At 61.9% G+C, this 17,642-nt stretch carries 12 protein-coding genes; 10 read left to right on the top strand and 2 right to left on the bottom strand.

Annotation, left to right across the window (positions count from 1 at the left end; all coding sequences use genetic code 11):
* Positions 1-64: 64 nt before the first annotated feature.
* The 6 genes from recC to MHH62_RS19805 all read left to right on the top strand — a co-directional run bounded on the left by recC (position 65) and on the right by MHH62_RS19805 (position 11,712).
* Positions 65-3,517: an exodeoxyribonuclease V subunit gamma gene (gene recC / locus MHH62_RS19830; RefSeq protein ID WP_339231714.1), complete on the top strand. Its 3,453-nt coding sequence runs from the start codon at positions 65-67 to the stop codon at positions 3,515-3,517.
* Entirely contained in the window at positions 3,514-7,185 is a 3,672-nt protein-coding gene (gene recB / locus MHH62_RS19825; RefSeq protein ID WP_032902504.1) for an exodeoxyribonuclease V subunit beta, read from the top strand. The genes recC and recB overlap by 4 nt, the downstream gene beginning before the upstream one ends.
* Positions 7,182-9,260, top strand: coding sequence for an exodeoxyribonuclease V subunit alpha (gene recD, locus MHH62_RS19820; protein WP_339231711.1), 2,079 nt, complete (start codon positions 7,182-7,184; stop codon positions 9,258-9,260). The genes recB and recD overlap by 4 nt, the downstream gene beginning before the upstream one ends.
* A gap of 132 nt (positions 9,261-9,392) precedes the next feature.
* Positions 9,393-9,959, top strand: a complete 567-nt coding sequence (locus MHH62_RS19815; RefSeq protein ID WP_014719921.1) for a YfiR family protein — start codon at positions 9,393-9,395, stop codon at positions 9,957-9,959.
* Positions 9,956-11,218: a diguanylate cyclase gene (locus MHH62_RS19810; protein WP_020302524.1), complete on the top strand. Its 1,263-nt coding sequence runs from the start codon at positions 9,956-9,958 to the stop codon at positions 11,216-11,218. The genes MHH62_RS19815 and MHH62_RS19810 overlap by 4 nt, the downstream gene beginning before the upstream one ends.
* 5 nt (positions 11,219-11,223) lie before the next feature.
* Positions 11,224-11,712, top strand: a complete 489-nt coding sequence (locus MHH62_RS19805; protein ID WP_014719919.1) for an OmpA family protein — start codon at positions 11,224-11,226, stop codon at positions 11,710-11,712.
* Positions 11,713-11,839: 127 nt separating this feature from the next.
* Here the strand turns inward: MHH62_RS19805 and MHH62_RS19800 are convergent, their stop codons facing one another.
* Entirely contained in the window at positions 11,840-12,787 is a 948-nt protein-coding gene (locus MHH62_RS19800; protein WP_339231708.1) for a LysR family transcriptional regulator, read from the bottom strand.
* Between the two features lie 133 nt (positions 12,788-12,920).
* Between MHH62_RS19800 and MHH62_RS19795 the strand changes: the two genes are divergently transcribed.
* Both MHH62_RS19795 and mmsB read left to right on the top strand, forming a co-directional pair.
* Positions 12,921-14,438, top strand: coding sequence for a CoA-acylating methylmalonate-semialdehyde dehydrogenase (locus MHH62_RS19795; protein WP_014719917.1), 1,518 nt, complete (start codon positions 12,921-12,923; stop codon positions 14,436-14,438).
* A 15-nt stretch (positions 14,439-14,453) separates the two neighbouring features.
* Positions 14,454-15,341, top strand: coding sequence for a 3-hydroxyisobutyrate dehydrogenase (gene mmsB, locus MHH62_RS19790; protein ID WP_020302522.1), 888 nt, complete (start codon positions 14,454-14,456; stop codon positions 15,339-15,341).
* Between the two features lie 47 nt (positions 15,342-15,388).
* Here the strand turns inward: mmsB and MHH62_RS19785 are convergent, their stop codons facing one another.
* A complete protein-coding gene (locus MHH62_RS19785; RefSeq protein ID WP_019817873.1) occupies positions 15,389-15,733 on the bottom strand; it encodes a cupin domain-containing protein in 345 nt (114 codons plus the stop codon).
* Between the two features lie 364 nt (positions 15,734-16,097).
* Between MHH62_RS19785 and kynB the strand changes: the two genes are divergently transcribed.
* On the top strand, positions 16,098-16,748 hold the full coding sequence (gene kynB, locus MHH62_RS19780) for an arylformamidase (protein ID WP_020302521.1): 651 nt from the start codon (positions 16,098-16,100) through the stop codon (positions 16,746-16,748).
* Positions 16,745-17,602 carry a tryptophan 2,3-dioxygenase gene (gene kynA, locus MHH62_RS19775; RefSeq protein WP_072434974.1) on the top strand — a complete coding sequence of 286 codons (858 nt, stop codon included), beginning with the start codon at positions 16,745-16,747 and terminating at the stop codon, positions 17,600-17,602. Before kynB ends, kynA begins: the two co-directional genes overlap by 4 nt.
* The last annotated feature ends 40 nt before the right edge of the window (positions 17,603-17,642 follow it).

Below are 17,642 nucleotides of genomic sequence, written 5' to 3'. Positions count from 1 at the left end.
CCCGCCCCGTGCGCCACAGTGCTAAAGTCCACCCCTCGATTTTGCTTTTCCCAAGGAAGCCGTTATGCCGGACGCGACGTCCCTCAGCCCTGGATTCATGGTGGTTCACGGCAACCGCCTGGACGAACTGCGCAGCCTGGTGGTCAGTTGGATGCGCCGTTACCCACTGGCGCCTTTGGAAAACGAAATCGCCCTGGTACAAAGTAACGGCATCGCCCAGTGGCTGAAGCTGGCCTTGGCTGAAGATCCGCAAGAAGATGATATGGGCGGCTGTGGCATTGCCGCAGCCATCGACGTACAACTGCCTGGCAGCTTTATGTGGCAGCTCTATCGCATGGTCCTGGGCCGCGACGAAATCCCGCCCAAGTCCCTGCTTGATAAAGCCCCGCTGACCTGGCGCCTCATGCGTCTGTTACCCGAGCTGATCGACCAACCGCACTTCGAACCTCTGCAACGCTTCCTGACGCAAGACACCGACCTGCGCAAACGCTACCAACTCGCCGAGCGCCTGGCTGACCTCTTCGACCAATACCAAGTCTACCGTGCCGACTGGTTGGAAGATTGGGCCGCAGGCCGGCATCAACTGCGCAATGGTCGAGGTGAGTCCAAACCGCTCAACCCAGCCAACTGCTGGCAAGCCGAGCTGTGGCGCGCGCTGCTGCTGGATGTGGGTGAAGCAGGCATGGCCGAAAGTCGGGCCGGTGTACATCAGCGTTTCATCGAGCGCATCAACAGCCTTGAACAAGCACCGCCCGGCTTGCCTCCCCGGGTGATCGTCTTCGGCATCTCATCGCTGCCGGCCCAGGCGCTGGAAGCCTTGGCGGGTCTGGCCCGTTTCAGCCAGGTCCTGCTCTGCGTGCATAACCCCTGCCGCCATCATTGGTCGGACATCGTCGCCGACAAAGACTTGCTGCGTAACGAATACAAACGCCAGGCGCGCAAAGCGGGCATGCCCGTCACTATCGACCCACAAACTTTGCACCAGCACGCCCATCCGCTGCTCGCTGCCTGGGGCAAGCAGGGCCGTGATTACATCAGTCTGCTGGACAGCTACGATGATCCCAACAGCTACCGCGCCGCATTTCGCGACGGTCGTATCGACCTGTTCAGCGACAGCGAACCCACCACGCTGCTCAACCAACTCCAGGACGATATCCTTGAACTGCGCCCGTTGAATGAAACCCGTGAACGGTGGCCCGCTGTCGACTTGCAACGCGATACTTCGATCCGTTTCCATATCGCCCACAGCGCCCAGCGCGAAGTAGAAATCCTCCACGACCAATTACTTCATCGCTTCAGCGCCGACCCCACCTTGCGCCCTCGGGATATCATCGTCATGGTCCCCGACGTCGACAGCTACGCACCGCATATTCGCGCGGTCTTCGGCCAGCTCGAACGCCATGACCCACGCTTTATCCCCTTCACCCTCACAGACCAAGGTCAACGTGGCCGCGACCCGCTGTTGATTGCTGTGGAGCACCTGCTCAAACTCCCCGACAGCCGCTTCCCCGTCAGCGAAATCCTCGACCTGCTCGACGTCCCGGCCCTGCGCGAACGCTTCGCCATCAAAGAGCGTGACCTGTCCACCTTGCATCGCTGGATCGAAGGGGCCGGCATCCGCTGGGGCCTGAATGCCGAGCAACGCGCCGGTTTGGGCCTGCCCGCGGAACTGGAGCAGAACAGCTGGCGATTCGGCCTGCGCCGTATGCTGCTGGGCTATGCCGTCGGCACCGGCACGGCCTGCGACGGTATTGAACCTTATGACGAAATCGGTGGCCTCGATGCGGCCTTGATCGGCCCGCTGGTCGGCTTGCTCGACGCCTTGCACGATGCCCATCAAGCGCTATCGGAACCCGCCGCGCCACAGGCCTGGGGCGAGCGTCTACAACGGTTGATGCAGCTGTTTTTCCTGCCCAGCAGCGAGCACGATGACTACCTGCTGGGCCAGCTCGAACAGCTAAGAGAAACCTGGCTGGAAACCTGCGAATCCGTCGGCTTGCAAGACGAGTTACCCCTTACGGTAGTACGTGAGGCATGGCTTGCCGGATTGGATCAGGGGCGCCTGTCCCAGCGCTTCCTGGCGGGAGCGGTCAATTTCTGTACGCTCATGCCCATGCGTGCGATCCCGTTCAAGCTGGTCTGCCTGCTCGGCATGAACGACGGCGATTACCCGCGGGCCCAGCCACCCCTGGATTTTGACCTGATGGGCAGCGATTACCGCCCCGGCGACCGTTCTCGCCGTGAAGACGACCGCTACTTACTGCTCGAAGCGCTGCTGTCAGCCCGTGACCAGCTGTATATCAGCTGGGTAGGCCGCAGCATCCGTGACAACAGTGATCGCCCGGCCTCGGTACTGATCGGCCAACTGCGCGACCACTTGGCCAGCGGCTGGCAGCACGCCAACAATGATCAGCCGCTGCTCGACGCAATGACCCAAGAGCACCCGCTGCAACCCTTCAGCGCACGCTACTTCCACGAAGGCGATTCGCTGTTCAGCTATGCCCGCGAATGGCAATTGCTGCATCAGGCACCGGCGGTCATCACCCAAGAGCAAGGCTTGATCCCTCACCAACAGGAAGAACCCCTGAGCCTTGGCCAGTTACAGGACTTCCTGCGCAATCCGGTCAAACACTTCTTCAGCCAGCGCCTGAAAGTATTCTTCGAAGCCGCTGAAGTGCCCCTGGCTGATGAAGAACCCTTCGTGCTGGACGCATTGCAACGCTACAGCTTAAGCGACAGCCTGCTGAACGCGGCCCTCACCCAACCCGACCAACTCGATCAGGCGCTCAACGCCCAGGCCCTGCGCCTGCAAGGCAGCGGCCTGCTGCCGATGGTCGGTTTCGGTGAATGCCTGCGTAACGAGTTGATCGAGCCGTTGCCGGACCTGGTGCAACGCTATCAACACCTTCTAGCGCTGTGGCCCACCCCGCATACTGGCGCTGAACCGATCAGCTTTGCGTACCAAGGTATCCAGCTGGAAGGTTGGATCAGCGGTCTGCACCGACGCAGTGATGGCGGACTGTTAAGCGTCACCACCATCCCCAACAGTATTGGCTCGATCAAGACACGCAAGTGGCACCGCCTCATCCGCCCTTGGGTCAATCACGTGGTGGCCTGCGCCTGTGGCCTGCCCTTGAGCACCGGCCTGGTAGCCAGTGACGACACCTTGTTGTTGGCCCCACTGGACAAGGCCGGCGCCGAGGACATCCTCGGTAACCTGCTGTTGGCCTGGCACACGGGAATGAGCGCGCCGCTACCGGTCGCGGTGAAAACCGCGTTCGCCTGGCTCGGCCAGACTGACCCCGCCAAGGCCCAAGCGGCAGCGAGCAAAGCCTATGAAGGCGATGGCATCACCACAGACGGCGAACGCCGCGAAACGCCTGCCCTTACGCGGCAATTTCCCGACTACGCGGCCCTGGTCGCCAGTGAAGAGTTCGAAGGCTGGTGCGAAACCCTGTATCGCCCGCTGATCAACGCCCCCTGGCGATCGCTTTCCAGCACGGAGGCTGACGCATGATCGGCAAACCCTTGGCCCTGGCGTTCCCGCTCAAAGGCAGCCAGTTGATTGAAGCCAGTGCCGGCACCGGCAAGACCTTCACCATCTCCGCCTTGTACCTGCGCCTGGTGCTCGGCCACGGCGGTGGTGAGTCCGGTTTCGGCCGCGAACTGCTGCCACCGCAAATCCTCGTGGTGACGTTCACCGACGCCGCCACCAAGGAGCTGCGTGAACGCATCCGCATCCGCCTGGCCGAAGCCGCGCGCTTTTTCCGTGACGAAATCGAGCAGCCTGATGCGCTGATTGCCGACCTGCGTGAGCAATATGAACCGCAGCAATGGCCCGCCTGCGCTAACCGGCTGGACATCGCCGCCCAATGGATGGATGAAGCCGCCGTCTCGACGATCCACAGTTGGTGCCAGCGCATGCTGCGCGAACATGCGTTCGACAGCGGCAGCCTGTTCACCCAGACCCTGGAAACTGACCATAGCGACCTGCTGGGCGAAGTGCTGCGCGACTACTGGCGATTGTTCTGCTACCCAATGCACGACGATGCCCTCAACTGGGTGCGCAACCATTGGGGCGGCCCCGCGGCGCTGATGCCACGGGTGCGTGCGTTGTTCGGCAGCGAGCGGCCCACCGACGAAACCCGCGAGCCAGCCGAACTGATCACCGCCTGCCTGCAAGAACGTCGTGCCGCGCTGGTTGCTCTCAAGGCACCCTGGCAACAATGGGCCGCCGAGCTGCGGGATATCTGCCTGCAAGCCGTGGCCGCCAAGGCGGTCGATGGGCGCAAGATGCAAGCGCGCTACTTCGAGCCCTGGTTCGAAAAGATCAGCGCCTGGGCCGCTGACGAAACCCTGGAACAACTGGACATCGGCACCGGCTTCACCCGCCTGACGCCTGACGGCATGGCCGAAGCGTGGAAAGGCGAGCCGCCGCAGCACCCTGGCATCGAGGCCATGGCCAGCCTCAAAGCCAGCCTCGACGCCTTGCCAACGCCCGACGCGGCGGTGCTGCAACACGCTGCCGGCTGGGTCGGCAAACGCTTCGAGGAAGAGAAACGTCGCCGCGCCGAGATGGGTTTTGACGACATGCTGATCCGCCTCAACGCCGCCCTCCAGGCAGACGGTGGCGAGCGCCTGGCCAGCGTGATCCGCGAGCAATTCCCGGTGGCCCTGATCGATGAATTCCAGGACACCGACCCGGTGCAATACAGCATCTTCGACAGCATCTACCGCATCGAAGAAAACCACCTCGACAGCGGCCTGTTCCTGATCGGCGACCCCAAGCAGGCGATCTACGCCTTTCGCGGCGCCGACATCTACACCTACCTGCGCGCCCGGCAATCCACCACCGGCCGTCATCACACCCTGGGCACCAACTTCCGCTCCAGCCATGCGATGGTCGAGGCGGTGAATCACGTGTTCCAGCGTGCGGAAACCGGTCGTGGTGCGTTCCTGTTCCGTGAGCCCAATGGGGATAACCCGGTGCCGTTTCACCCGGTGCTGTCCCAAGGCCGCAGCGAACACCTGCAGGTCGACGGCCAACCAATGCCGGCCATGAACCTTTGGCACCTGCCCACCGACCAGCCGATTTCCAACGTGGTTTACCGTCAACACCTGGCCGCCGCCTGCGCCACGCAAATCGTTGCGCTGCTCAACGGTGGGCAGCAAGGCACGGCGGGCTTTGTAATAGAGGGTAACCTCAAGGGCGTGTTGCCGTCAGACATCGCCATCCTCGTGCGCGATGGCAAGGAAGCCCAGGCCGTGCGTGCCGAACTGGCCCGCCGTGGCGTGCGCAGTGTGTACCTGTCGGATAAAGACTCGGTGTTTGCCGCCCAGGAAGCCCATGACCTGTTGGCCTGGTTGAAGGCTTGCGCCGAACCCGATGTCGAACGCCCGCTGCGTGCCGCCCTGGCCTGCGTCACCCTGAACCTGTCCCTATCGGAGCTGGAGCGTCTGAATCAGGACGAACTGGCGTGGGAATCACGGGTGATGCAGTTCCGTGGCTACCGTGCCATCTGGCGTACCCAAGGCGTGTTGCCGATGCTGCGTCGCCTGCTCCACGACTTCAAGCTGCCGCAAACCCTCATCGCCCGCAGTGATGGCGAGCGGGTGCTGACCAACCTGTTGCACCTCAGTGAATTGTTGCAACAGGCCGCCTCGGAACTGGATGGCGAGCAGGCGTTGATCCGTCATTTGGCCGAGCATCTGGCGCTGTCGGGACAGGCCGGTGAAGAGCAGATCCTGCGCCTGGAAAGCGACGAGCAACTGGTCAAAGTGGTGACCATCCACAAATCCAAGGGCCTGGAATACGACCTGGTGTTCTTGCCGTTCATCTGTTCGGCCAAGCCTGTGGACGGCAGTCGCTTGCCGCTGCATTACCACGATGGACAGGGCAAGTCCCACGTCAGCCTGCGACCCACGGCCGAGCTGATCGCCCAAGCCGACGATGAGCGCCTGGCCGAAGACCTGCGTTTGTTCTATGTGGCCTTGACCCGCGCCAAACACGCCTGCTGGCTAGGCATCGCCGACCTCAAGCGCGGCAATAACAGCAGCTCGGTCTTGCACCTGTCGGCGTTGGGCTATTTGCTTGGTGCTGGCGCGTCGTTAGGCGAATCAGCGGGTCTGGCGCGCTGGTTGCTGGACTTGCAGCAAGGCTGCGCGGCCATCGGTTATGACCATGTGCCGGACGCCCAAGACATCCTGTTCCACCCGCCGCGCAATCAAGCGACCCTGCTCGCACCATTGCTGCCTGAACGTAAGGCCACGGAAAACTGGTGGATTGCTTCCTACAGTGCCTTGCGCATTGGCGACAGCATGAGCGCCGCCAGTCTTGAAGCACCGGAAAGCCCCCAGGCCCAGAAACTGTTCGATGACGAACGCCTCGACCCCGATGCGCCACGGGAAGTGGCGGCGTCCGGCGGTGATATTCATCGTTTCCCACGCGGTCCTAATCCAGGCACCTTCCTCCACGGCTTGTTGGAGTGGGCCGGTGAAGAGGGTTTCAACGTGACGCCCGAGGCCATCGAAAAAGCCGTGGGCGCACGTTGTAACCGCCGCAACTGGGAAGGCTGGATCGTCACCCTCAGCGGCTGGCTGGGTCATCTGTTGCAAACGCCGTTGCCGCTGTACAACGACCACGTGACCTTAAGCGGCCTTCAGCAGTACCAGATCGAAATGGAGTTCTGGTTCGCCAGTCACACAGTCGATGTGCTGGCCCTCGACAAACTGGTGTGCCTGCACACCCACGGCGGTGTTTCCCGTGTGGCCGCTGAGCCGGTGCTGCTCAACGGCATGTTCAAGGGGTTTATCGACCTGACGTTCGAACACGATGGCCGCTACTACGTGGCGGACTACAAATCCAATTGGCTCGGCCCCGACGATTCGGCCTACACCCAGCAAGCCATGGAGCACTCGATTCTTGAGCATCGGTACGACCTGCAATACGTACTTTACCTGCTGGCCCTGCACCGCCAGCTCAAGGCGCGCCTGCCTGATTATGACTACGACCAGCACGTCGGCGGCGCCCTGTACCTGTTTCTGCGTGGCACCCAGTCGGTGAGCCAGGGGGCGTATTTTACCCGGCCGCCCCGCGAGCTGATCGAAAGTCTGGATCTGCTGTTCCAGGGCAAGCCTATCCCGCCCAAGGTCGAGCCCGTCTGGGAACAAGGAGTGTTGCTATGAGCCTGTCGCGGTTACCGCTAGAGGAGCTGGCACCGCTGAGTCGCGCCACCGACCTGGTGCAGTTGCTTGAGCGTTGGGTCGAGCGTGGCTGGTTGCGGGCCCTGGACAAAGCCTTCGTCGGCTTCCTGCATGAGCTTGACGCCCAGGCCGACTCCTTGGTCTTGTTGGCGGCCGCCTTGACCAGCCATCAACTGGGCCATGGTCACGTCTGCCTTGACCTGTTCGAAACCCTCAAGGCGCCGGACTTCGCCCTGTCATTGCCGCCCGAAGGCGACCTGCACACTGGCGCCATGCTGCTGCCGTCGCAATTGCTGCACGACCTGGACGGTGCCCATTGGTGCCATGCCCTGGCGTGCAGCCCATTGGTAGCGCTGGCGGTCGATGGCAGCGACGCGGCCCAGAGTCGTCCGTTGGTGTTGTCTGGCAAGCGCCTGTACCTGCGCCGCTACTGGACCTACGAGCGACGTATCGACCGCGCCCTGCGCCTGCGCCTTGCGAACGTGGAGCCCGCAGCTGCCGATTTGCCACAACGCCTCAACCGCCTGTTCGACCAACCGGCGCCCGACGGTGTAATTGACTGGCAAAAGCTTGCCTGTGCCCTGGCAACCCGCGGCGCCTTCAGTATCGTCACCGGCGGCCCCGGCACCGGCAAGACCACCACCGTGGTGCGCCTGCTCGCGTTGTTGCAGGCACCCGCTGTGGAGTCCGGCAGCCCGTTGCGTATTCGCCTGGCTGCGCCCACCGGTAAAGCCGCTGCGCGCCTGACCGAATCCATCAGCCAGCAAGTGCTGTCACTGACAGTGCCCGACGACGTGCGGGAAAAAATCCCGACCCAGGTCACCACGGTTCATCGCCTGTTGGGCAGCCGTCCGGGCACCCGCCACTTCCGGCATCACTTGGGTAATCCATTGCCGCTGGACGTGCTGGTGGTGGATGAAGCCTCGATGATTGACCTGGAAATGATGGCCAACCTGCTCGATGCCTTGGCGCCCCATGCGCGTCTGGTATTGCTGGGCGACAAGGACCAGTTGGCGTCGGTGGAGGCCGGTGCGGTACTCGGCGATTTGTGCCGTGACGCCGAAGCCGGCTGGTACAGCCCGCAGACTCTGCAATGGCTGCAAGCGGTCAGCGGCGAAGACCTCAGTGCCAGCGGCCTGCAAGAAGACCTCGATGCCCGTCATCCCCTGGCCCAGCAGGTGGTGATGCTGCGCTATTCGCGTCGTTTCGGCGAAGGCAGCGGCATCGGCCAGCTGGCGCGCTGGGTCAACCAGCAGAATGCCGAAGAGGCACGTCAGTTGCTGGCCGCGCGCCGTCATGACGACCTGTTTTGCCTAAGCCTCAAGGGCGAGCATGACCACGGCCTTGAGCGCTTGGTGCTGGACGGGCAGGGCGACGGCGCCCAGGGTTATCGCTACTACCTGAACCTGCTGCAATCGGCACGTCCACCTCTGGATACGCCGCGCGATGACCCGGCCTGGACCTATTGGGCGCAACAATTGTTGCAAGCCTTTGATGCGTTCCAATTGCTCTGTGCCGTGCGCAAAGGGCCCTGGGGGGTTGAAGGGCTGAACCAGCGCATCACCGCGGCCCTGCGCAAAGTCCGCCTGATCGAAGGCGACGAGCAGTGGTACGAGGGCCGTCCGGTCTTGATGACCCGTAACGACTATGGCTTGGGCCTGATGAACGGGGACATCGGCATCGCGCTGAAACTGCCCGAAAGCGATGGCGGCCCCCACGTGCTACGCGTGGCCTTCCCACGTAACGATGGCCAGGGTGGCGTACGTTTCGTGCTGCCCAGCCGCTTGAATGATGTCGAAACCGTGTATGCGATGACCGTACACAAATCCCAGGGCTCGGAGTTCATCCATACGGCGCTGATCCTGCCGGATGCTTTGAACCCGGTGCTGACCAAAGAATTGATCTATACCGGTATTACCCGCGCCAAGCGCTGGTTCAGCTTGATCGAGCCCCGGGGTGGCGTGTTTGAAGAGGCGGTACGGCGCAAGGTCAAGCGTTTGAGCGGGTTGATGCTGGAGTTGGACGCCGCACCGGAAAAACTGACTGATAGGTCATGAAATATTTCTGATTCAGATGTCTGATTTTTCTGAAAAAATAGTAGGCCCCGTGCCAGCCGTGCTGCGCGGGGGTTCCCGCCGCTGTGCTATCGTTGCGGCATCACCCTGGAAAATACCTGAGAGAAGTGCTGCATGAACGTGGCTGTCTCGCCCACAGAGCGCAGTTTGAGCTGGAGACGCATGTTGCGGGTGGCGGTTCTGTGCCTGCTCGCGCCGCAGGTATGGGCGCAGACGCCCAGCCTCGCCGAGCAGCGCGCCCAGGCGGTCACCCAGGTCGTGCTGGGTATTCTCAGCTACGCGCGGTGGCCGGTGGAGCCTGCGCAATTGCGGCTGTGCATTGTCGGGCCGACTCAGTACACCGATGACCTGGTCAAAGGCACTACTCAGGCCACCGGTCGTCCGGTGCGGGTGCGGCGCCTGCTGGTCGATCATCCGGATATCGTCAATGCCTGCGACGCCATCTACATCGGCAAAATCACGCCTGACGAACGCAACCGCCTGTTTACTTCGTTGATTGGCCACCCTGTGCTCAGCATCAGCGAAGGGGGCGACCAATGCACGGTGGGCAGCCTGTTCTGCCTGCGGGTCAGCGATGAGCAGGTGTCATTCGAGGTCAATCTGGATTCCGTCGCCCGCAGCGGCGTGCGTATCCATCCCAGTGTGTTGCAGTTGTCTCGCCGTCGAGCGCCTGGCTCATGAGCCGCGATAAAGTGCGGCCGACCCTGCGTTCGGTGATTGCCCGCGGGCATATGATCCTGGCGCTGGTAGCGGTGACCCTGGCCAGTGTTTCCCTGACCCTGCTCGGCGTGCTGGCCCTGCGGGTTTACGCCGAGCACAACCTGCACCTGATCGCCCGCTCCATCAACTACACCGTGGAAGCGGCCGTGGTGTTCAACGATAGCGCGGCGGCCACCGAAGCCCTGAGCCTGATTGCCTCCACCGAAGAAGTGGCCCAGGCAGAAGTATTTGATATCAACGGCAAGCTGCTGGCGCGCTGGGTTCGCCCGGAAACCGGCATGTTGTCACGGGTCGAGCTGCAAATAGCGCACGCCCTGCTCGAACAGCCCATCAGCCAGCCGATTCTGCGCCAGGGGCAAACTGTCGGCAGCATCCACCTGGTCGGCCACGGTGGCAGCCTGTTGCGCTTTTTGCTCAGCGGTCTGGTCGGGATTTTGATCTGCACAGCGCTCAGCGCCTGGGTGGCATTGCACCTGTCGCGGCGTCTATTGAATGGCATCACCGTGCCATTGCAACGCCTGGCCGCCGTCGCCCACGCCGCCCGCAGCGAACGAGACTTCGACCGCCGCGTACCCTCGGCGCAGATCGCCGAGCTCGACAGCCTGGGCAGCGACTTCAATGCCCTGCTCGGTGAGATGGAGGCTTGGCAAAGCCACCTGCAAAGCGAAAACGAAACCCTGGCCCACCAGGCCAGCCACGACAGCCTCACCGGCCTGCCCAACCGCGCGTTCTTCGAAGGCCGGCTGATCCGCGCCTTGCGCAGCGCCGCCAAGGTCAACGAGCGGGTGGCGGTGTTGTTCCTCGACAGCGACCGCTTCAAAGACATCAACGACAGCTTCGGTCATGCCGCTGGCGATGCCGTGCTGGTGGCCGTTGCCGACCGCGTGCGGGCGCAACTGCGCGAGGACGACCTGGTGGCGCGCCTGGGCGGTGATGAATTCGCGGTATTACTGGCGCCCCTGCACAAGGCCGAAGACGCCCATCGCATCGCCGACAAAATCATTGCCAGCATGGACATGCCGATCCCCCTGCCAGGTGATACCCAGGTGTTGACCTCCCTCAGCATCGGTATTGCCATTTATCCCGAGCATGGCGCCACTCCCGGCACCTTGCTCAACGCCGCCGACGCGGCGATGTACCAGGCCAAACGATTGTCCTCGGGCGGCCAGCAAACGGCGGAGTCGGAGCATCCCGTCGTCAACGTTCAACACAGGAGTTGATTCCCTTGTTCGCTAACACACGCATTTTATTTGTTTCTTTACTCGTCGCTTTCCTGGCCCTCAGCGGCTGCCAGACGCCACCCAAAGGCCTGACCCCGGCGCAAGTCGCCGTGCTCAAACAACAAGGCTTCGAGCTGACCGATGAAGGCTGGGCCTTCGGCCTGTCCGGCAAAGTGCTGTTTGGCAGTGACGTCGAAACCCTCAACAAACCCAGCACCGACATCGTCGAACGCATCGGCCAGGCCCTGGTAGGCGCGGGTATCGAGCGTGTGCGTGTCGACGGCCACACCGACGCCTCCGGCAAAGAACCCTACAACGTGGCCCTGTCCCTGCGCCGCGCCAAAAGCGTGGGCAAGGTGCTGACCCGCGTGGGCATGAAAGAAGAAAACATCCAACTGCGCGGCCTGGGCAGCAGCGAGCCGGTGGCGCCGAATACGACCACAGCAGGCCGCACCGAGAATCGCCGGGTGTCAATTGTAGTAATCGCAGACTAAGCGGGTTCTGCTTCCCCCAGCTGAAATGCATTCAATATGTGGGAGCTGGCTTGCCTGCGATGGCGGTTGATCGGTAGATATAGCTTTTGCTGATGCACCGCTATCGCAGGCAAGCCAGCTCCCACATTCAGTCTGCAAACCTGATCTCCCGCGTCTCCCCCATCAACAACCCCTGATTCTGCTCCGTCACTTCCCGGATGTAATCCCACAACAACGTAATCCGCTTCAACTTCCTCAAATCCTCCCGGCAATACATCCAGAACTGTCGCGTAATCGCGATCTGCTCCCCCAGCACCGGCAACAACCGCGAGTCCTGCGCTGCCAGAAAGCACGGCAATATCGCCATCGACCGGCCTTGCTGCGCCGCCACGTACTGCGCGATCACGCTGGTGCTGCGCAAACTCGCGCTGGCGCCGGGCACGACGTTGGCCAGGTACAGCAGCTCCGAGCTGAACGCCAGGTCATCCACGTAGCTGATAAATGGATGCTCGGCCAAGTCCGCAGGTGTGCGAATCGGCGGGTGTTGGTCGAGGTAGTCCTGGGTGGCGTACAGCTGCAGTTTGTAGTCGCACAGTTTGCAGCACACATACGGTCCGTGTTCCGGGCGTTCCAGGGCGATGACGATGTCGGCTTCGCGCTTGGACAGGCTGATGAAGTGGGGCAGGGGCAGGATGTCCACCGAGATCGCGGGATAAGTGTCGACGAAATGGCTCAGTTGCGGGGTGACGAAGAAGCTGCCGAAGCCTTCGGTGCAACCCATGCGCACATGGCCCGACAGTGCCACGCCGGACCCGGACACCTGTTCGCAGGCCATGTGCAGTGTGCTTTCGATGGATTCGGCATAACCCAGCAACCGCTGGCCTTCGCTGGTGAGCACGAAGCCGTTGGTCCGGGATTTTTCGAACAGCAGCGTGCCGAGGGACACTTCCAGTGAACTGATGCGTCGCGACACGGTGGTGTAGTCCACCGCCAGGCGCTTGGCGGCCACGCTGGCCTTGCGGGTGCGCGCCACTTCGAGGAAAAACTTCAGGTCATCCCAGTTCAGGGCGCCCAGGGAGGTGATGTTTTTTTGCATATTGGACCGGCTTTTATGTACGTTCTTATTAGAGATTTGCACATCTATACTCCAAAAACAGTCCGAACGCCTCATTCTTCAAGGCGATTCAACGCCTTGGTTCTCTGCATAACGACAAGATTCTGGAGACCATATGAACGCATCTGCCGATATTTCCGTGCAACAGGTCAAGTTGCTGATCAACGGCGAGTGGGTCGAGTCCAAAACCACCGAGTGGCAAGACATCGTCAACCCGGCCACTCAGCAAGTGCTGGCCAAAGTCCCGTTCGCCACTGCCGATGAAGTCAACGCCGCCATTGACGCTGCCCATCGCGCTTTCCAGACCTGGAAGCTGACACCGATCGGCGCGCGCATGCGCATCATGCTCAAGCTGCAAGCCTTGATCCGCGAACATTCCAAGCGCATTGCTGTAGTCCTCAGCGCCGAGCAGGGCAAGACCATTGCCGATGCCGAGGGCGATATTTTCCGTGGACTGGAAGTGGTCGAACACGCCTGTTCCATCGGCACCCTGCAAATGGGCGAGTTCGCCGAGAACGTGGCCGGCGGCGTGGATACCTACACCCTGCGCCAGCCTATCGGCGTATGCGCCGGCATCACCCCGTTCAACTTCCCGGCGATGATTCCGCTGTGGATGTTCCCGATGGCGATTGCCTGCGGTAACACCTTCGTACTCAAGCCTTCCGAGCAAGACCCGTTGTCGACCATGCTCCTGGTGGAGCTGGCGCTGGAAGCCGGCGTACCGGCGGGCGTGCTCAACGTGGTGCACGGCGGCAAGAGCGTGGTGGATGCACTGTGCACCCACAAAGACATCAAGGCGGTGTCCTTCGTCGGCTCGACGGCCGTCGGCACCCATGTCTATGACCTGGCAGGCAAGCACGGCAAACGCGTCCAATCGATGATGGGCGCCAAGAACCACGCGGTGGTGCTGCCGGATGCCAACCGCGAGCACACCCTCAACGCCCTGGTCGGCGCCGGTTTCGGCGCGGCGGGCCAGCGTTGCATGGCCACCTCGGTGGTGGTGCTGGTGGGTGCGGCCAAGCAGTGGCTGCCAGATCTCAAGGCGTTGGCACAAAAGCTCAAGGTCAATGCAGGCAGCGAAGCCGGCACGGATGTCGGCCCGGTGATTTCCAAGCGCGCCAAGGCACGCATCCTTGAACTGATCGAAAGCGGCGTGAAAGAAGGCGCCAAGCTGGAGCTGGATGGCCGCGATATCAAGGTGCCGGGCTTCGAACAAGGTAACTTTGTCGGCCCGACTCTTTTTTCGGGCGTGACCACCGACATGCGCATCTACACCGAGGAAATCTTCGGCCCGGTGCTGGTGGTGCTGGAAGTCGACACCCTCGATCAAGCCATCGCCCTGGTCAACGCCAACCCGTTCGGCAACGGCACAGGTCTGTTCACCCAGAGCGGTGCGGCGGCGCGTAAATTCCAGAGCGAAATCGATGTGGGCCAGGTCGGCATCAACATCCCCATCCCGGTGCCAGTGCCGTTCTTCAGCTTCACCGGCTCCCGCGGTTCCAAGCTCGGCGACCTGGGCCCTTACGGCAAGCAAGTGGTGCAGTTCTACACTCAGACCAAAACCGTCACCAGCCGCTGGTTCGACGATGACACGGTCAACGATGGCGTCAACACCACCATTAACCTGCGCTGAACCTGGGAGACGATCATGAAGATTGCATTTATCGGCCTGGGCAACATGGGTGCGCCCATGGCCCGCAACCTGATCAAGGCTGGGCACGCGCTTAACCTGTTCGACCTGAACCAGGCGGTACTCAAGGAACTCGCCGAACTGGGCGGCACCATCAGCAGCTCGCCGCGTGATGCGGCCCAGGGCGCCGAACTGGTGATTACCATGCTGCCGGCCGCCGCCCACGTGCGCAGCGTGTGGCTGAATGAAGACGGTGTACTCGCCGGCATCGGCAAAGGCATCCCCGCCGTGGATTGCAGCACCATTGACCCGCAAACCATCCGTGAAGTAGCGGCTGCGGCAGCCAAACAAGGCGTGGACGTGGCCGATGCGCCGGTCTCCGGTGGTACCGGCGGTGCCCAGGCCGGGACGCTGACCTTTATGGTTGGCGCCAACCCGGAACTGTTCGCCACCCTGCAACCGGTGCTGGCGCAGATGGGCCGCAATATCGTGCACTGCGGCGATGTCGGCACTGGGCAAATCGCCAAGATCTGCAACAACCTGCTGCTGGGTATCAGCATGGTCGGCGTCAGTGAAGCCATGGCCCTGGGCGATGCACTTGGCATTGATACACAAGTGCTGGCCGGCATCATCAACAGCTCCACGGGGCGCTGCTGGAGTTCCGATACCTACAATCCTTGGCCAGGCGTGATCGAGACCGCGCCATCATCGCGTGGCTATACCGGTGGTTTTGGTGCCGACCTGATGCTCAAGGATTTAGGCCTGGCCACCGAAGCTGCACGCCAGGTGCACCAGCCGGTGATCCTCGGCGCAGTGGCCCAGCAGCTGTATCAATCGATGAGCCAGCGTGGGGAAGGGGGCAAGGACTTCTCGGCGATCATCAACAGCTATCGCAAGCCCAAATAAAAACCTGTGGCGAGGGAGCAAGCTCCCTCGCCACAGCTTTTGCTGGGTCAGGCAAACACAAAATACTTACGCACCGTCTCGACCACTTCCCACGTTCCTTTCATCCCCGGTTCCACCACAAAGATATCCCCAGCCCGCAAGTGGATCGGCTCCATGCCTTCAGGCGTGATCACGCAGTAGCCTTCCTGGAAATGGCAGTATTCCCACTTCACGTATTCCACGTACCACTTGCCCGGTGTGCAGATCCAGGTGCCCATGATCTTGCTGCCGTCTTCGCTGGTGTAGGCGTTGAGGTTGACGGTGTGCGGGTCGCCTTCGAGCTTTTCCCATTTGCAGGCATCCAGGACCGGCAGTGGGTGGGTGTCGCGTAGTACGGTGATGGGCTTGGTCATGATGACTCCGAGGCAGGGAAGGGAAAGCTCAACCCTAAGGCCTCGGGCGTTGCGCCAGTGGTCTGAACTCGACATTGGGATGCCCAGAAGCGCAGTCACCTGAACACCGCAGTCCCCTGTGGGAGCCGGGCTTGCCCGCGATGACGCTGGCACAACAAGCATCTCCATTGCCTGACACTCCGCTATCGCGGGCAAGCCCGGCTCCCACAGGAGGTCTTGGTGTATCTGAGCGACAGATCTGTGCATCAAACCGCTGTTTCCTCGCAGTAACTGCGAAATATTTCCCGTGGCGCGCCAGAATTCGCAAGAAAATTCAGAGCTGGCCCTCGTATCATTCACCCCAGTACCCCGTGAGAGCCTTGCAATGAAACCAATAAAAACGTGGTGGGATATCAGCCCGCCCTTGAGCACGGCCACCCCGACCTGGCCGGGCGATACACCGTTCCAGGAAGAGCGCGTGTGGCAGTTCGGCCCGGAGTGTCCGGTAAATGTGGGGCGCGTCACCCTGTCGCCGCACACCGGTGCCCATGTGGATGCGCCGCTGCATTACAGCGCCGATGGGGCGCCGATTGGCGAGGTATCGCTGGATGTGTACATGGGCCCGTGCCGGGTATTGCATTGCCTGGGCAGCGGCGCTCTGGTGCAGCCCCATCAGTTGCAAGGGCGTGTGGATAACCTGCCGGAGCGCGTGCTGCTGCGCACTTATCCACAAGCGCCACTCACCGACTGGGATTCGAACTTCACCGCCATCGCCCCCCAGACCATTGAGTTGCTGGCCAGCCTGGGGGTGCGCCTGATCGGTATCGATACGCCGTCCCTGGACCCGCAGCAATCCAAGACCATGGATTCGCACAACGCCGTGGCGCGCCATGGCATGGCGATCCTCGAAGGCATCGTGCTCGATGACGTACCGGAGGGCGACTATGAACTGATCGCGCTGCCGCTGCGCTTCGCCAACCTGGACGCGAGCCCCGTGCGCGCCATTCTCCGCCCGCTCAAGGAGCCCACGCGATGAGCCAATGTCCTTTCTCAGCTGATTACCAACCGCCGGAAGAATGGCATAACGCCGAACTGAATTTTTCCGAGTCCATGAGCTATGGCGATTACCTGGACCTGGGCAAAGTCCTCAGCGCCCAGCACCCGCTGTCGCCGGATCACAACGAAATGCTCTTCATCATCCAGCACCAGACCTCGGAGCTGTGGATGAAATTGATGCTGCACGAACTCAAGGCCGCCCGCGAACATGTGCGCCTGGGTGAGCTGCCACCGGCGTTCAAGATGCTGGCGCGGGTGTCGCGGATCTTCGATCAACTGGTGCACGCCTGGGCGGTGCTGGCGACCATGACCCCGTCGGAATACAAGGCGATTCGCCCGTTCCTGGGGCAGTCGTCGGGGTTCCAGTCGTTTCAGTACCGCGAGATCGAATTCATCCTCGGCAACAAAAGCCCGGCGCTGCTGCGGCCCCATGCCCATCGCCCGGAGTTGCTGCAGCAATTGCAGGTGGCGATTGCCACGCCGTCGTTGTATGACGAGGCCGTAAACCTGATGGTCAAGGCGGGGCTGGCGATTGATCCCAAGCGCGCCGAGCGCGACCCGACCGCCGCCACGGTGCACGATGAATCGGTGGAAGCGGCCTGGCGCGAGGTGTATCGTGACCCGAGCCGTTACTGGGATTTGTATCAGTTGGCCGAGAAGTTTATCGACCTGGAAGATTCGTTCCGCCAGTGGCGCTTCCGGCATGTCACCACGGTGGAGCGCATCATCGGCTTCCAGCCGGGTACTGGTGGTACTGAAGGCGTGGGGTACCTGCGCAAGATGCTCGACACGGTACTGTTCCCTGAACTCTGGCGAGTACGTTCCACGCTCTAATAAAAAAGCCCCGGATTACCGGGGCTTTTTTCTAGGTGAA

Origin of the sequence: Pseudomonas sp. FSL L8-0168 (assembly GCF_037976155.1) — a bacterium.
Lineage (GTDB): Bacteria > Pseudomonadota > Gammaproteobacteria > Pseudomonadales > Pseudomonadaceae > Aquipseudomonas > Aquipseudomonas paracarnis.
Note: the sequence above shows the minus strand (reverse complement) of the source record. Positions and strands in the feature narration are given on the sequence as shown.

Excerpts from the sequence above, each read along its gene's own strand:
- recC (WP_339231714.1), top strand. The coding sequence starts at position 65 with ATGCCGGACGCGACGTCCCTCAGCCCTGGATTCATGGTGGTTCACGGC.
- recB (WP_032902504.1), top strand. The coding sequence starts at position 3,514 with ATGATCGGCAAACCCTTGGCCCTGGCGTTCCCGCTCAAAGGCAGCCAG.
- recD (WP_339231711.1), top strand. The coding sequence starts at position 7,182 with ATGAGCCTGTCGCGGTTACCGCTAGAGGAGCTGGCACCGCTGAGTCGC.
- MHH62_RS19815 (WP_014719921.1), top strand. The coding sequence starts at position 9,393 with ATGAACGTGGCTGTCTCGCCCACAGAGCGCAGTTTGAGCTGGAGACGC.
- MHH62_RS19810 (WP_020302524.1), top strand. The coding sequence starts at position 9,956 with ATGAGCCGCGATAAAGTGCGGCCGACCCTGCGTTCGGTGATTGCCCGC.
- MHH62_RS19800 (WP_339231708.1), bottom strand. The coding sequence starts at position 12,787 with ATGCAAAAAAACATCACCTCCCTGGGCGCCCTGAACTGGGATGACCTG.
- MHH62_RS19795 (WP_014719917.1), top strand. The coding sequence starts at position 12,921 with ATGAACGCATCTGCCGATATTTCCGTGCAACAGGTCAAGTTGCTGATC.
- mmsB (WP_020302522.1), top strand. The coding sequence starts at position 14,454 with ATGAAGATTGCATTTATCGGCCTGGGCAACATGGGTGCGCCCATGGCC.
- MHH62_RS19785 (WP_019817873.1), bottom strand. The coding sequence starts at position 15,733 with ATGACCAAGCCCATCACCGTACTACGCGACACCCACCCACTGCCGGTC.
- kynB (WP_020302521.1), top strand. The coding sequence starts at position 16,098 with ATGAAACCAATAAAAACGTGGTGGGATATCAGCCCGCCCTTGAGCACG.
- kynA (WP_072434974.1), top strand. The coding sequence starts at position 16,745 with ATGAGCCAATGTCCTTTCTCAGCTGATTACCAACCGCCGGAAGAATGG.